We start from the raw sequence: 15,884 nt of genomic DNA on the forward strand, positions 1-15,884 counted from the left end.
ATATGAATATGAAATCAATCAAATACGGCATTATGCTTTTAGCGGCATTCGCCTCCTTTTCTTCATGCGACGAGCACGACTTTTTGAAGGAAAAACCTCTGGATTTTTATTCGCCGGAGAATTCAATGGAGACAAGCGCTCATTTCCAATCATCGTTAAACTACCTGTATAACCGTGTAAGATATCAGGTTTGCGAGATGACAATGGACACCCGCTTCGCTTTCTATTATGCAACAGATTTTGCTTTCAACGGAACCGATTACTATAAGCCGGCAAAGTTGAATGATTATAAAAACGTGATGGTACCGACTTTTGCCGTACCTAAAGAGGTTTGGAAAGAATCCTACACGGTCATATCCAATGCCAACGTTATTTTAAACCGTTTAACAAATGCCAGCCAGGTAAATGACGAAGATAAAAAGGTAATCAGAGGAGAAGCTTTGGTGTTCAGAGGGTATGCTTACCGTATGCTAGCCAATCTATTCGGAGGCGTCCCTTTGATTCTGGAAGAAATCACGACTCCTCGCCGCGACTATGTACGGGCAAGCCGGGAAGAAGTTTATAAGCAAATCAAACAAGATCTGGAAGAAGCTGTTTCTTTGCTTCCTAATATCGAATCGGTAAAAGACGGAAAGCTAAGTAAGCAGGTCGCACAACACCTGTTGGCAGAAGTCAACATCTGTTTAGGCTTATATGACGAGGCGATACAAGCGGCAAGTGCCGTAATTGACCATCCGGAAATGGCACTTATGACCAACCGTTTCGGTTCACGTCAGAACGAAGCCGGCGATGTCTATTGGGATCTGTTCCGGCTGAACAACCAAAACAGGGGTAGCGGTAACAAAGAAAGTTTATGGGTGCTGCAATATGATTACCTAAATCCGGGTTCCAACACGGACTACAATGCGTCATTCAGCTTTATCCCTTACTACCAGAATATCAAAATAACGGCTAAAAATGAGGCAGGTGAGGAAGTCAATACAACAGCGTTCTTAGGAGTGACGGATGGCAAATGTGGACGTGGTATCGGCTGGATCCAGCCGACCAGCCATTTCTTCAATGATATTTGGTCCAAAGGTTCGGAAAACGACATCCGGAACTCGGAATACAACATCATCCGCGACGTGCGTATCGATAATCCGGAATCTCCGGCTTTCGGGCAATGGCTGGTAAAAGACGGTTATTACAAACAGCTTGACTCGATCCGCCAGTGGTATCCGCTGATGACAAAGATTTCTCGTGTTAACAACTTCCCCGAAGAATTCTACCAGAAAGACGCAAACGGTAATCCTTTGATGACTCCTTTCGGCGAACATCTGGTAATCAACAGTGCGAACGGCTCCTATAAAGACGTTTACTTGTTCCGCCTTGCCGAAACCTACCTACTGAGAGCGGAAGCGTATGTCAACAAGGGTGACCAGGCAAAAGCGGCAGCCGATGTCAATACGGTTCGTAGTCGTGCAAATGCCGATCCGGCACAACCGGCAGAAGTAAACATCGACTATATCCTGGACGAACGCCTACGCGAGTTGTATTGCGAAGAACTCCGCATGCTGACTTTATGTCGTATGGGTAAACTTGCCGACAGGAACCGAAGATATAACCCTAGAACAGGCATGAGTATAGAGGATTATCATAATCTCTGGCCAATCCCCTACTCGGAAATCGAACGGAATGTATATGCCACGATCGAACAAAATCCGGGATATTAATTCATTTTAAATCTTTAAAGTGTCCGGATGGCATATCTTTGCATCTGGACACTTTTTTGTATAATCTTAAAAATACCATGTATATGCGCACTATTTCTTATCTGATCTCATTCTTGTTGCTGGCCGCGTGCACGGGAACACCCTCAAAAGCACCACTCACCTTGTGGTACGACAAGCCTGCCCAAAACTGGGACGAGGCACTCCCCATCGGGAACGGCCATGCGGGAGCAATGGTTTTCGGAGGAGTTGAGAAAGAACAACTTCAACTGAATGAAAACACGTTATACAGCGGGGAACCGTCAGTCGTTTTCAAAGATGTGAAAATAACACCGGAGATGTTCGACAAAGTTGTCGGGCTGATGAAAGCCGGAAAATACAAGACAGCTTCCGACCTGGTTTGCAAGAACTGGCTGGGACGCCTGCACCAATATTACCAACCGTTCGGAGACCTACATATCCAAAACAACAAGCCGGGAGATGCTGCCGGATACAAACGGGCATTAAACATCTCGGATGCGGTTGCCACAACAGTCTATAAACAAAACGGAGTGAAATACGAACGGGAAGTATTCGCTTCCCATCCGGACAACGTGATCGTCATGCATCTGAAAAGCGATACACCGAATGGCATCGACATCTCGCTCGATTTCACATCACCTCATCCGACAGCCCTGCAAAAAGGGACTGACGACCGTCTGATCCTGCACGGACAGGCTCCCGGCTATGTGGAACGGCGTACATTCGAGCAAATCGAACAATGGGGCGACCAATACAAACACCCTGAACTCTACGATGCGAACGGCAAACGCAAGTTCGACAAACGGATGCTTTACGGCGACGAGATCGGCGGGAAAGGTATGTTTTTCGAAGCCCAGTTGAAACCGGTCTTCCCTAAAGACGGGAAATGTGAGATTACCGACGCTGGTATCCATATATACAACACGGACGAAGTCTATTTCATACTCAGTATGGCAACAAGTTTCAATGGTTTCGACAAAAGTCCGAGCCGGGATGGTATCGATCCTTCGGCCAAAGCAGCCAGCATTCTGGAAAAAGCCCTTTCCTATGACTATCAGACACTGAAACAACGCCATACGGAAGATTACCGTTCCCTTTTCGACCGAGTCGATTTCGAACTGTTTTCCTCTCCCGAACAAAAGGCGATGCCGACCGACAAACGTCTCGAACAGTTTGCCGGAAACGCCGATCCCGACTTGGCAGCTCTCCTGTTCCAATTCGGACGTTACCTGATGATCAGCGGATCACGTCCAGGCGGACAACCTTTGAACTTGCAAGGAATCTGGAACAAAGACACAATTCCAGCCTGGAACTGCGGCTATACGATCAATATCAATACAGAAATGAACTACTGGCCGGCCGAACTCACCAATCTGTCGGAATGCCAGGAACCTCTTTTCCGAATGATCCGGGAACTGTCTGTCTCCGGTGCCGAAACAGCCCGGAATATGTATAACCGCCGTGGTTGGGTGGCCCATCATAACACATCCATCTGGCGAGAGTCCTTGCCGAACGACAACGTGCCGACAGCTTCTTTCTGGCCGATGGTGCAAGGGTGGTTGTGCAGCCACTTATGGGAACACTACCAGTTCACACAGGATGAAACATTCCTGAAAAACGAGGCCTATCCGTTGATGAAAGGGGCCGCCGAGTTCTTTGCCGACTGGCTGATAGACGATGGCAACGGTCATTTGGTGACTCCGGTAGGCGTCTCTCCGGAAAACCGCTTCATCACGGAAGACGGACAAACGGCAGCCATGAGTATGGGACCGACCATGGACATGGCCATTATCCGGGAAACTTTTACCCGCACGATCGCCGCTTCGGAAATGTTCAATCTGGATGAATCGTTTCGCAATGAATTGAAAGATAAATTAGCACGCCTGTTACCCTATCAAATCGGAAAGCGTGGACAACTACAGGAATGGATATATGACTTCAAGGAATGGGAACCTCAACACCGCCATTTCTCCCACTTGTACGGTTTCCATCCGAGCGACCAGATCACACCGGACAAAACACCGGAACTGTTCAATGCAGTCCGCAAAACACTCGAACTGCGGGGCGACTTGGCTTCCGGCTGGTCGATGGGCTGGAAAATAAACTGCTGGGCACGCTTGTTAGACGGCAACCACGCCTACAAGATCATCGCCAACCTGTTCAATCCTGTCGGATTCGGAAACAGTGCACATAGAGGAGGAGGGCTCTTCCGAAACTTACTGTGTGCACACCCTCCTTTCCAAATCGATGGAAATTTCGGCTATACGGCAGGTGTCGTTGAAATGTTATTGCAAAGCCATGCCGGATACATCCATCTGTTGCCTGCTTTGCCCGATGTATGGGCAGAGGGCTCTGTTTCCGGCCTGAAGGCACGGGGCAACTTCGAGATTACGATGAACTGGAAGAATGGAAAATTGACAGAAGCCAATATCCATTCGCTGTCAGGGAAAAGCTGTACACTTCGTGCCAGACAAGCATTCACGGTCAAATCGGACGGTAGAACCATAGCTACATCCACCCCGGTCCGGTCAAACGGTAAAGAATATTTCCAAGCGACATTCGAAACGCAAAAAGATGGAACATATCTAATCACACAATAAACACGAAGAAATGAAACAAGCATTATCATTGATCGGAGTTTCCTTTTTATCTGTTGTCAGTTCACTGGCAGCAGATAAAAAGCCCAATATCATTCTGATTCTTGCCGACGACATGCGAGCTTCAGGAATGAACTTTTTAGGAAAAGAACAAGTCCAAACGCCCAACCTGGATAAATTGGCAGGAGAAAGTACAGTCTTCACCAACGCCCACATCATGGGTGGTACATCCGGAGCCGTCAGTATGCCAAGTCGGGCCATGCTAATGACCGGAAAATATCTTTATAACCTCGAAAAACAGGGAGCAACAATCCCGAATTCGCACACGATGATAGGTGAAACCCTTCAGAAAGCCGGCTATAATACATTCCATACCGGTAAATGGCATAGTAGCTATGAAGCCCTGAACCGTTGCTTTAAAGAAGGGAAAGCCATCTTTTTCGGAGGCATGTGGGATCACTGGAATGTTCCCTTGTACGATTACCATGCAGATATGAATTACGGAAAACGTCGTCCGGTCATCCATAACCAGGCAAAATCGAACAAGGTAGAATATGATATAGGAGAATATATGTATTCAGGAAAGCATTCCGTAGATATTTTCACCCATGAAGCCGTCGAATATATTCAACAACAAAAAGATAAAAACCAGCCGTTCTTCTTGTCGGTAGCCTATATGTCTCCCCATGACCCTCGGAGCATGCCGGATGAATACATGCAGCTTTACGACCAGAGCCAAATACAACTTCCACCCAATTTTATGGAAAAGCACCCGTTCGATAACGGAGAATTAGAAATACGTGACGAAATATTGGCTGCTATTCCCCGCCGTCCGGATGAAATCAAAAAACATATCAGGGAATACTATGCCATGATCTCCCATGTAGACAAACGCGTAGGCAACATTATCCAAACTCTGAAAGATAACGGGTTATATGAAAACACAATCATCATATTTGCAGGAGACAACGGGTTGGCAGTCGGACAACACGGCCTGATGGGGAAACAGAATGTATACGAACATAGCGTCGGCGTCCCTTTGATGATCAAAGCTGCCGCACAGCATACCGGTAAAAAGACCGCAGACCTATGTTACTTGATAGACGTATTCCCAACCCTTTGCGACATGCTCCAACTACCTGTACCCCAATCGGTAGACGGTATCAGTCTACTTTCTTCCTTAGATGGGAAAGAGCCTGTCCGCGACTACCTATATTACAGCTATATGGATAATCAACGCGGCATTTCCGATGGAACCTGGAAGTTGATTGAATATCATGTGAATGGGAAACGCACGACCCAGTTATTCAATCTGAAAAACGATCCTTGGGAGAGGAACGATCTCAGCGGACAAAAGAAATACGAAAAAACAATCCAGCGTCTTCGCGAAAAGATGGCTGAAGAGCAGAAGAGGACAAATGATACATCTGTTTTCTGGAATAATTTCAGTTATTAATTATGTTTTCGCGCACACTCCATGTTTATTTAAAAATAAACTTCTACTTTTGTGGTCTGAACACATTATAAACCATCGATATGGATAAGAAAGTAATAACCTTTGGAGAAATCATGCTTAGACTGGCCACTCCAGACTATCTCCGTTTTTGTCAAAGTGATAAATTGAATGCTACCTTTGGTGGCGGTGAAGCTAATGTTGCCGTATCACTGGCAAACTATGGTATTGCAACCGAGTTTGTAACCCGTTTACCTAAAAACGACATTGCGCGTGCTTGCGTAATGGACCTGCGTAAATACGGTGTAGGGACTTCTCACATCGTTTACGGCGGCGACCGTTTGGGTATCTATTTTCTGGAAACAGGTGCGGTAGCCCGTGCCAGCAAAGTCGTCTATGACCGCGCTCACTCGGCTATCTCCGAAATCCAACCGGGAATGGTAAACTGGGAAGAAGTATTCAAAGATGCATCCTGGTTCCACTGGACAGGCATTACACCGGCCATTTCACAGGGTGCGGCAGATGCTTGCCTCGAAGCTATCCAAGTGGCAAACCGTATGGGTATCCCCGTATCATGCGACCTTAATTACCGCAAAAATCTGTGGAAATATGGCAAAACGGCCTCTGAAGTGATGCCGGAACTGGTTGCAGGTTGTGACGTAATCCTTGGTAACGAAGAGGATGCGGAAAAGGTATTCGGCATTAAACCAGAAGGTTTCGACGTAACAGCCACAAACGGTGAAGTAAACGCTGCCGAATTCGAATCCGTTTGCACACAATTGATGGCTAAATTCCCGCGTGCAAAGAAAGTGATCATCACACTGCGCGGCGCTATCAATGCAAACCACAATACGTGGGGCGGCGTTCTCTATGCCAAAGGCAAACTGTACCAGTCTCGTCGTTACGACATTACTCATATCGTTGACCGTGTAGGTGGTGGAGACTCTTTCATGGGAGGTTTGATCTACGGTCTGCTGACTTATACGACAGACGACCAGAAAGCACTCGATTTCGCTGTCGCTGCATCTTGCTTGAAACACACGATCTACGGCGACTTCAACCAAGTGACAGTCGAAGAAGTTGAAAAGTTGATGAGTGGCGATGCTTCCGGACGAGTTTCAAGATAAGTGACAATTCAATCATAAATTATAATTCAGAAATCATAAATCTTATCATGGCAAGATTCAATAAAATGCAGGTACTCGATGCGATCGTCAGTACAGGGATGGTACCTGTTTACTACAATAAAGATGTAGAAATCGCAAAGCAGGTTGTCAAAGCTTGCTACGAAGGTGGTGTCCGTGCATTCGAATTCACCAATCGCGGTGACTTCGCTCATGAAGTATTTGCCGAACTGATCAAGTTCGCTACAAAAGAATGCCCCGAACTGGTATTAGGCGTCGGATCTATCGTGGATGCCGGAACAGCTTCCCTATACTTGCAATTGGGTGCTAACTTCGTTGTCGGCCCATTGTTCAACCCGGAAATCGCAAAGGTTTGTAACCGTCGCTTGGTCCCATATACACCAGGATGCGGTTCCGTTTCGGAAATCGGTTTCGCCCAAGAAGTAGGTTGTGACCTGTGTAAGATTTTCCCTGCCGGAAACGTAGGCGGACCATCGTTCGTGAAGAACATCAAAGCTCCGATGCCTTGGTCTATGATCATGGCTACAGGCGCCGTAGAACCGACGGAAGAAAATCTGTCGGCCTGGTTTAAAGCTGGCGTGACTTGCGTAGGCATGGGTTCCAAGCTGTTCCCGAAAGAAATGATTGCAGCCGGCAATTGGGAGGCAATATCCACACTTTGCCGCGATGCACTGGCAACTATCAAGAAATATCGTTAAATGATTTCTGAATTATGATTTATGCGCCGATGATAAATCATAATTCAGAAATCTATAAATCATAAATCTAAAATCATAAATCATGAAATCCTTTCTCGATTCCAATTTCCTGCTCCAGTCCGAGACAGCTCAGAAACTGTATCACGAACACGCAGCCAAAATGCCAATCATCGATTATCACTGCCACTTGATCCCGCAACAGATAGCCGACAACTATCAGTTTGCCGACCTGACGGAAATATGGTTGGGTGGTGACCATTATAAATGGCGTGCGATGCGTGCCAACGGCGTACCTGAAACATACATCACAGGGGATAAACCAGCGTATGAAAAATTTGAAAAATGGGCTGAAACCCTGCAGTATGCCATGCGCAACCCTCTATATCACTGGACCCATCTTGAACTGAGCCGTATCTTCGGCATAGACAAGGTTCTGAATCCGTCCACCGCCCGCGAGATATACGACGAATGCACAGCCAAATTGCAAACACCGGAGTTCCGTGCCCAGGCAATCATGGAACGTATGAACGTGGAAGTCGTATGTACGACCGACGATCCGATCGATGATTTGAAATATCATACCCAGATCCGCCAAAGCAGTCTGAAAACCAAAGTGCTTCCTGCCTGGCGACCGGACAAGGCTATGGCAATCGAGAATGTCGATACATATAACGAATATCTGACCAAGTTGGAAGCAGCTGCCGACATGTCGATCCTCAACTTCAAAGACTTGATCGACGCTTTGCAGAAACGTCACGACTTCTTCGCGTCACAAGGCTGCCGCCTGTCCGACCATGGAATACTTACATTCTATGCCGAACCCTATACGGATGCTGAAATCGAGGCCATATTCCTGAAAGCACGTATGAAGAAAGAACTGACAGTCGAAGAAATCGACAAATTCCGTTCTGCCATGTTGTACGAATTTGCGGTTATGGATGCCAAAAGCGACTGGGTACAACAGTTCCACTATGGTGCAACCCGCAACAACAACGTCCGCATGTTTAAGCAATTAGGTCCCGACACAGGCTACGATGCAATTGGAGATGCAGAAGTCGCAGCTCCGCTAGCTCGCTTCCTGAGCCGTTTGGACGAAGAAGGCGTACTGGCAAAGTCTATCTTCTACAACCTAAACCCGCGCGATAACGAACTGCTGATGACAACGATCTACAGCTTTAACGACGGCACGGTTCCGGGCAAGATGCAGTATGGCTCCGGCTGGTGGTTCCTGGATCAGATTCACGGCATGGAAAAGCAGATGAACGCATTGTCCGACTTAGGATTGCTGAGCCGCTTCGTCGGAATGCTCACGGATTCACGCAGTTTCCTATCCTACCCGCGTCATGAATACTTCCGCCGCATCCTGTGTAACATCCTGGGCCGCGAAGTGGAAGACGGTCTACTGCCTGCATCCGAACTGCCGTTCATCGGTAAGATGGTCGAAGATATCAGTTACAATAATGCGAAAGGATATTTCAAGTTCTAAAAGAAACTTTCCTTAATTATAAAGGGCCGCGTCAGCAAAGATTTGACACGGCCCTTGTTTTTTTACCTCTTTCTTTTCGCTTTGGCAGCCGCCTCTTTGGCCTTTTGGGCTTCGCGGCGGGCTTTTTCTTTGGCCTTCAGCTTTTCTTTGTATTCGCGTTCCTTTTGCTTACGTTCTTTTTCCTTTTGCTTCAGGCGTTCCTTATACTCACGTTCTTTCTGCTTACGCAGTTCTTCACGGGCTTTGAGTTTCGCCTTACGGTCGGCTTCGACCTGTTTCAGCTTGGCCTTGCGGTCGCGTTCAAGCTGTTTTTCTCGTTCGGCTTTTGCTTTCAGCAACGCTTCTTCTTCAGCCTTTTGCTTCTTCAGAAGTTCCTCGTTTTCTTTTGCCTTCTTTTCCTGCAATTCTTTTTCGGCTTTCTGTTGAGCTTCAAAAGCTTTACGAGCTTCTTCCTTACGAGCTTCAGCTTCATCGGCTTCGCGCTTGCGGAGTTCTTCGATCTCTTTCAACGTGAGTTCCTTCGGTTGTTCGACAGGAGTGACAACAGCGGAAACGGTGTCGGACGATGCCGGAACAACCGTATCTTTTACAACCGGCTGTACAGAAACAGTATCTACATCCGCCGGAAGGAGCGTTTCTGTTTCACGGACAGTCATTGTATCGACCGCCGGAAGTTCTACCGGAACCGTGTCTTTTACGGCAGGCGGTACAACAACTTCTTCTACAGCCTGCTGCTGGCGTTGTTCTTTCGGGCGGACGGTCTTCTTGACAGGTTCCGGCTTTTCTTCCGGAATATTTTCAGAATCCTGTGCTTCGGCCTCTTCAGCTTTTGCCTCTTCCTCTTTGATCTGTTCGGCAGCCATACGGGCTTTCCAACGAGCGGCCAGTTCAGGAACGGCCTCACCGAAGTTTTCCTGGAAGAATTCGACATATTCCTCAAGCGTCTTTCCCCGCATCAAGGTTTCATAGTTGTCGTCGGAGATCGGAAGAATAGCAACATTTTTGTCCAATGCAGTTGCATAGCCATCCGCTCCGTAGATCATCTTATAATAATGAAAGATCTCATCCAAATTGAAGAAGCCATGAATCGTCAACATGCTCATCGGACCGGCTTCTTCAAAACTCAAATCGAACTCCTTCACCATAAAATTGGCAAAGTTATAGGCGGCAACAGCAAAAAGCAACTGGTTACGATCGAGTGTTCCGGTCGGGAACATTAACAGCATCCGGTAAGACGTGTTAGATTCAGCCGTAAAGACACGTGCCGAGTCGGCTGCCGACAACATACCATCATCCCCCACACCGAAACGCAAGTTCCAACTCATTCCCCTAATACCACCTTGAACCATCATACGCCCACGCAGAACACCTTTCAGCATTTCACCCGCCAGTTCCGTCACATCAGCCGTCGGATATTTCTCAACCAATGCTTTCAAGGCGTTTTTGAAACCTTCAGCATCCCCAGCCTGCACATAGGTCAGCGCCTCGAGGAACATGAACTTAGGCAACAGATCCGCCAACGGATACTTGGCACTGACATCGCGATAATTACGACGAACGGTGACCGTATCTTCCGCCAGGTAACTTGCATAGGTCGCCTGGTAGATCGAATCCTGCACCTTGTCCATCATCCGGATATTATATTCGTAATTCGGATCGGCAATCGCAACCGCATAATCCGATTCAGGGAAAGTCGTAACCAACTTATTCTTATAAGCAGCAGCGAGCGCTTGGTTTCCGGAACGAAGAGCCATCAGATAAACCTGGTAGTAGCTTTCCAAAAGGTGACTATGCTTCGGGAAACGGCGTTCCAGTTCCTCAAAGGCTTCGGTTGCCAACGGGATATCCTCGAGTTTGTCCTTATAAATCATAGCCATGTTATAGAGACCATCTTCTATGATAATATTGGAAGCCTGGATATCTTCGGGTGTCAACGGAAGCTGCTGAATGTAATACTCACGTGTTTTCGGGTCATCGGAAGCAGCAGGTTCCAGTCCGGCCTCGAGCGAATCGGTAGCCAGTTCGCCCACCTCTCCTTCGGAAGCATCCTCAGTTTCGTCTGCCATATTCTCATTGAAAGTGGACATTTCTTTCTTACGTCGACGCCAGTCATCTTCCAGCGCACGTCGTCCCCATTTACGTTGGAAAGCTGCTTTTCCCTGCGATACTGCCTGCGGGTTATAGAAATAGAAACCGGAACCTCCGGATGTCGTCGGTAATGTGATGCCGCCAGTCTCTGTTCCTGGACGGTCGATACCAGTCCCTTTTGCCTCCTGTTCCGCCAGATAAGCTTCTTTCTCGGCCAGGGCCTTAGCTTCCTCCTCCTCTTTCTTCACCTGCTCGATGATTTTGTCGATCACGGCAAGCCGTTCCGACTCCGGCATTTTGGCAAGAGTTTGCAAACTATCCTGCAAATGGACCGCCTCCACATGCACGACCAACTCGTCCAAGATAGCAGACAGCTTGGATACCCGTTCATAGTCTTTATATTCTTTCTGGATGCCGGACAATGCACCGCTGAAATTCGGTTGTGCCTTGACATAGTCGCGCTTCTGGAAATAAAGATCACCCAGTTTGATCTGGCAGATCGCCTTGTCCAAACCGTTCTGTGTGCTTTTCTCCACACCCAGCTCGTAGTTTTTGATGGCATTGACTGTATCTTCACGGCTCATATAGACATTGCCCAACGCATAATAGACCTGATCGAGCAGGTCCTTGTTCTTATCGCTTTTCGCCATCCGTTGCAACATCTTGATCACTTTCTGATAATTGCCGCCAGTAAATACTTCGGTCTGGCGGATACGGGCGGCAAACTCCAGTTCATAAGGAGGATTAGCTTTGATCACCTGTCCGAACATCTGGTAGGCAAGCCCGTTCTGATCCTGTTCGGCATAAATCTGTCCCAACAAATACTTCATCCGGGTACGCTGGCGCCGATTCTTCTCTGCCTTGATCGCCGTCTTGAAATAAGGGACCGCTTCTTCATATTGCTTATTCTTCACCAGGTAGTCGGCATATACCGCCGCATACTGGTTCAGGTTCTTGCGAGGGATACCGTTCGTATTCAGTTTTCCTAAGATATCTTCCGCTTCATAGAACCATTCCATCTCGGAATAGCAGCGGGCCTGCCAAAGACGGGCTTCGGCCACCACTTCTTCATCATGGGCATAATGACGGGCTATGTAAGAGAAAGTGGCAGATGCCTGCAAGAAATCAGCATTATAGAACTGCGCCTGCCCCATCATCAACCAGCACTTTTTGAGGAACGGATTGTATTCTTCCTGTTCCTGCCAGGCACGTTGTTTGGGATCATTGCGCCATCCCGGTTTCTTAGGCGGCTTTGCTTTGATGGAGTGGAGCTTGATCGCTTTATTGCTTTTCTCGATCGCCCGGTCGAAAGGACCTCCGGTTTCGGGCTTGTCTTTCGGTTGCGCACTGATCGGGTACATCAGTATCATGTCGGAATAGCTTTCCTTATAGCTGTTCTGCATGGAAAGCAACGCTTCGTCAAACGATGTTTTTCCGTTGAAATAGATATTATAGCGGGAATTAAAAGCGTGATAGAAGCGACTTGCCTTGGTATTCTTTTTCGTACTGCAAGACCAAAACAAAGAGACAATCAATAATGCGATTATATAGTAGAAACCTTTCTTCATTTCCCCTTTTAACGCTTTAAAACCGCTTTTATTGCTTTCACTATCAAAAAGAAAAGGACTAGGACAAGAATAATAAACGCCCCGGAAGGCACATTCAGAAGATAAGAAAGGACGAGCCCGAACACACATCCCAAGAAACCGATGGCAATACTTCCGAAAATGATCTTCTTGAAGTCTGATGTAAAAAGGTTTACGGTAATCTGAGGCAATGTCAGCAAACTCATCAGGAGCATGATCCCGACCAGACGGATCGAAAGGACGATCGTCACGGCGATACAGCACATCATTACATATTCTATGCACTTGACGGGCACTCCTTGCGTCAGTGCAAAATCCCTATCAAAGGCCACATAAACGATCTCCCGCAGGAAAAGCGAGAAAAGGATAACCAGCAACAACGCCAAAGCGGCTATCCAGATAATATCTCCCGTCGAAACAGTCAGAATATTTCCAAAAAGGTAGGCGGATAGATTCGGTGCATATCCGGGTGTCAGGAAAATAAAGATAACGCCCAATGCCATTCCTAACGACCATATCCCGGCAATAGCAGAGTCTTCACGCACATTCTGTGTCTTGCTCGCCCACTCCACCCCGAATGCGGAGAGCACGGAAAACAACATTGCCATCAAGATCGGATTCATCCCGAGATAGAACCCCAACCCCAATCCACCGAAAGAAGCATGAGTGATACCTCCGCTGATAAAGACAAGCCGCCGCGACACGATATATGTCCCGACGATACCACAAGCGATCGCAGTCAGCAGGCTGCCCAAAAGGGCATGCTGGAAAAAACCATATTGAAGTAAATCCATTTTCTATCCTCTTATATCCTTTTTTATGGTTTCCCGGCAGGAAACTTCTGTTTCATTATAGGGGAACTCCTGTTCCATGCCTATGAAACTGTTGTTCCATGCAAGGGGAACTTTTGTTTCATGGTTATGAAACTTAATGTATGCGCCGCTCCCCGACAATCAGGAACGCTTCGTCCTTCAGCTCATCCGGTAAATTAATAGCACGAAGTTGCAGACTACGCAACCAGCCAGCCACTTCGATCTCCTGCAACGTATAAAGCACATCACGGAACTCGTTCACGGCATCTTCATCGTATGCATCGGCCTCGACTCCCCGAAAACGGTCCAGTTCTTCATCGTCATAATACTCGATTTTTTTGCTGACTGCCGCCAACAGACTGTCGCGTTCACAGGTTTCATGCTGTCCGCAACATTCGTCAGTGACAAGTTCCTGTGCCTCGGGGATTTCAGAAATCTCCCCACGTTCCAGCATCTTCTGCAATTTCCGGTTCCGAAAATAACCGGCAATGGCAGCAACAACACCCAATACGATAATACCTATAACAATATACCACATAATAATTGACAATTAACAATGAGCAATTGACAATGGACTTCCAGACACCGACAACTAATTGTCAATTGCCTATTGTTCATTGTCAATTATAATAAAGCCTGCGGTTCTCAAGTCTCTCCAATAGTGCGGATAACTTTTGCTGACCACCTGCGGGTCAGCTATCTCGATCCCTTCCGGCAACACGAGGGCGGCAGGTGCAAATGCCATCGCCATACGGTGATCTTCGTAGGTCGTGATCACAGGATGCGCTTGCGGTTCACAACGTTCGCTGTTCCATTCCAAAATACTGTTGTTGCTGTCTGTCAGGAGATATCCTAATTTGCGAAGCTCCGTCTTAAGCGCTTCGATGCGGTCGGTTTCTTTTATCTTCAGACTTTGCAGACCGGTAAAACGGAAAGGGATATTCAATAACACACAGGTCACGACAAAGGTTTGAGCCAGGTCCGGCTCGTTTACGAAGTTATAATTCAGTTTTTGGGTCCTATTCCCGTTGTGCTTCAAAACAACGCCCCGGTCCGTGTAAGTCGTACCCACACCAAGCTGTGCAAACAATTTGGCTCCGGCGGCATCTCCCTGCAAACTGTTCTTAAACAGCCCCAGCAATTCAATCTCGGCATTTTTTGACAACGCCATCATGGAATACCAGTAGGAAGCAGCACTCCAATCGGATTCAACGGTAAAGGGTATCGGATGATAATCCTGCGGTCTTACCTTAATGGTCTGCCCGTTCCATTCCGCCTTTACCCCATATTGTTCCATCAGCTGCAATGTCAGGTTGATATAGGGTTTCGAAATGACAACCCCTTCAAGATGCAAGGTCAGCCCGTTCTCCATCAGGGGGGCAATCATCAGCAACGCCGAAATATACTGTGAACTGACCCCACCGGCAAGCGAAATCTCGCCTCCCTGCAGCGCACTTCCGAAAATGCGGAGAGGAGGATATCCCTCCTTCTCCATATATTCCACCCGTGCTCCCAGCGCATTCAGCGCATCCACCAGTATCTTAATCGGCCGGTTCTTCATCCGCTCCGTTCCGGTAATCGTCCACTCGCCCACCACTTTAGACAAAAAAGCCGTCAGGAACCGCATCGCAGTTCCCGCGGCTTTTATATCAAAGTCACGGTCATTCGAATTCAACGCCTTCACCATCACCTCCGTATCATCGCAATCCGACAAATTCCGAATCTCATACGGACTATAGCTCAACGCATTAAGTATCAACGCACGATTACAGATACTCTTGGATGCGGGCAGCTTAACGGAAGCTTTCAGTGAAACAGGAGACTTTATTGTATAATTCATACTTTTGCATTAAAATGGAATACAAAAGTACGGAAATTATTGGGAAGATATCACTAATATTGTCCAGATATCACTATTGTAATAATTTTCCGACAATCATTATTTACACAACAATGCATAAGTACACCACAGCATCGGAGCCTGTCCATGATAGTCGCCAATAATCCGAGGACGGTCATAATAATACTGAAGATCATTCTTCTTTCCAGTACCGACACAAACTTCTTCCACATCTCCGTCCTTATTAATATAAGGGACTAAAGCAATCCATGCTTTTCTAGCTATAGGTCCATACTCTTCAGCATCTAACCATCCCTTCTTCACTCCCATAATCATTGCATAGGTAAACATAGCAGAACCAGATGTTTCAGGCCAACAGTCAGCCTTATCAATCAACTGATTCCACATACCACTTTTATCCTGATAATCTTTTAAACTTTTCATCATCA

11 protein-coding genes are annotated in these 15,884 nt (G+C 47.2%); 6 read left to right on the forward strand and 5 right to left on the reverse strand.

The window, feature by feature from the left end; translation table 11 throughout:
* The first annotated feature begins 8 nt into the window (after positions 1-8).
* The 6 genes from BHV83_RS05720 to uxaC all read left to right on the forward strand — a co-directional run bounded on the left by BHV83_RS05720 (position 9) and on the right by uxaC (position 9,109).
* Positions 9-1,712 (forward strand): RagB/SusD family nutrient uptake outer membrane protein, encoded by a 1,704-nt coding sequence (locus BHV83_RS05720; RefSeq protein WP_022321538.1) that lies wholly within the window; start codon positions 9-11, stop codon positions 1,710-1,712.
* Between the two features lie 83 nt (positions 1,713-1,795).
* The gene (locus tag BHV83_RS05725) at positions 1,796-4,330 is read left to right on the forward strand and encodes a glycoside hydrolase family 95 protein (RefSeq protein ID WP_122206192.1); all 2,535 of its coding nucleotides are present in this window, start codon (positions 1,796-1,798) and stop codon (positions 4,328-4,330) included.
* 10 nt (positions 4,331-4,340) lie between these two features.
* Positions 4,341-5,783 carry a sulfatase family protein gene (locus BHV83_RS05730; protein WP_122206183.1) on the forward strand — a complete coding sequence of 481 codons (1,443 nt, stop codon included), beginning with the start codon at positions 4,341-4,343 and terminating at the stop codon, positions 5,781-5,783.
* Between the two features lie 80 nt (positions 5,784-5,863).
* Complete coding sequence (locus BHV83_RS05735) at positions 5,864-6,907, forward strand: sugar kinase (protein ID WP_005633413.1); 1,044 nt, start codon at positions 5,864-5,866, stop codon at positions 6,905-6,907.
* Between the two features lie 47 nt (positions 6,908-6,954).
* Positions 6,955-7,623: a bifunctional 4-hydroxy-2-oxoglutarate aldolase/2-dehydro-3-deoxy-phosphogluconate aldolase gene (locus tag BHV83_RS05740; protein ID WP_005633416.1), complete on the forward strand. Its 669-nt coding sequence runs from the start codon at positions 6,955-6,957 to the stop codon at positions 7,621-7,623.
* A gap of 82 nt (positions 7,624-7,705) precedes the next feature.
* Positions 7,706-9,109 (forward strand): glucuronate isomerase, encoded by a 1,404-nt coding sequence (gene uxaC, locus BHV83_RS05745; protein WP_129942930.1) that lies wholly within the window; start codon positions 7,706-7,708, stop codon positions 9,107-9,109.
* 62 nt (positions 9,110-9,171) lie between these two features.
* Here the strand turns inward: uxaC and porW are convergent, their stop codons facing one another.
* From porW to BHV83_RS05770, 5 genes are all read right to left on the reverse strand, one after another.
* Positions 9,172-12,765 (reverse strand): type IX secretion system periplasmic lipoprotein PorW/SprE, encoded by a 3,594-nt coding sequence (gene porW / locus BHV83_RS05750; RefSeq protein ID WP_286756793.1) that lies wholly within the window; start codon positions 12,763-12,765, stop codon positions 9,172-9,174.
* An 8-nt stretch (positions 12,766-12,773) separates the two neighbouring features.
* On the reverse strand, positions 12,774-13,577 hold the full coding sequence (locus tag BHV83_RS05755) for a metal ABC transporter permease (RefSeq protein WP_005633423.1): 804 nt from the start codon (positions 13,575-13,577) through the stop codon (positions 12,774-12,776).
* Positions 13,578-13,710: 133 nt separating this feature from the next.
* Positions 13,711-14,133 carry a hypothetical protein gene (locus BHV83_RS05760; RefSeq protein WP_005644896.1) on the reverse strand — a complete coding sequence of 141 codons (423 nt, stop codon included), beginning with the start codon at positions 14,131-14,133 and terminating at the stop codon, positions 13,711-13,713.
* Positions 14,134-14,202: 69 nt separating this feature from the next.
* Positions 14,203-15,435 carry a 3-phosphoshikimate 1-carboxyvinyltransferase gene (locus BHV83_RS05765; RefSeq protein ID WP_122206181.1) on the reverse strand — a complete coding sequence of 411 codons (1,233 nt, stop codon included), beginning with the start codon at positions 15,433-15,435 and terminating at the stop codon, positions 14,203-14,205.
* Between the two features lie 99 nt (positions 15,436-15,534).
* The coding region (locus tag BHV83_RS05770) for a glycoside hydrolase family 88 protein (RefSeq protein WP_286756794.1) at positions 15,535-15,884 on the reverse strand (350 nt) is incomplete at its 5' end.

The sequence above is a fragment of the Parabacteroides sp. merdae-related_45_40 genome, from assembly GCF_001915675.1.

What these genes read in the sequence shown, in the direction of transcription:
- BHV83_RS05720 (WP_022321538.1), top strand. Translation starts at nt 9, where the DNA reads ATGAAATCAATCAAATACGGCATTATGCTTTTAGCGGCATTCGCCTCC.
- BHV83_RS05725 (WP_122206192.1), top strand. Translation starts at nt 1,796, where the DNA reads ATGCGCACTATTTCTTATCTGATCTCATTCTTGTTGCTGGCCGCGTGC.
- BHV83_RS05730 (WP_122206183.1), top strand. Translation starts at nt 4,341, where the DNA reads ATGAAACAAGCATTATCATTGATCGGAGTTTCCTTTTTATCTGTTGTC.
- BHV83_RS05735 (WP_005633413.1), top strand. Translation starts at nt 5,864, where the DNA reads ATGGATAAGAAAGTAATAACCTTTGGAGAAATCATGCTTAGACTGGCC.
- BHV83_RS05740 (WP_005633416.1), top strand. Translation starts at nt 6,955, where the DNA reads ATGGCAAGATTCAATAAAATGCAGGTACTCGATGCGATCGTCAGTACA.
- uxaC (WP_129942930.1), top strand. Translation starts at nt 7,706, where the DNA reads ATGAAATCCTTTCTCGATTCCAATTTCCTGCTCCAGTCCGAGACAGCT.
- porW (WP_286756793.1), bottom strand. Translation starts at nt 12,765, where the DNA reads ATGAAGAAAGGTTTCTACTATATAATCGCATTATTGATTGTCTCTTTG.
- BHV83_RS05755 (WP_005633423.1), bottom strand. Translation starts at nt 13,577, where the DNA reads ATGGATTTACTTCAATATGGTTTTTTCCAGCATGCCCTTTTGGGCAGC.
- BHV83_RS05760 (WP_005644896.1), bottom strand. Translation starts at nt 14,133, where the DNA reads ATGTGGTATATTGTTATAGGTATTATCGTATTGGGTGTTGTTGCTGCC.
- BHV83_RS05765 (WP_122206181.1), bottom strand. Translation starts at nt 15,435, where the DNA reads ATGAATTATACAATAAAGTCTCCTGTTTCACTGAAAGCTTCCGTTAAG.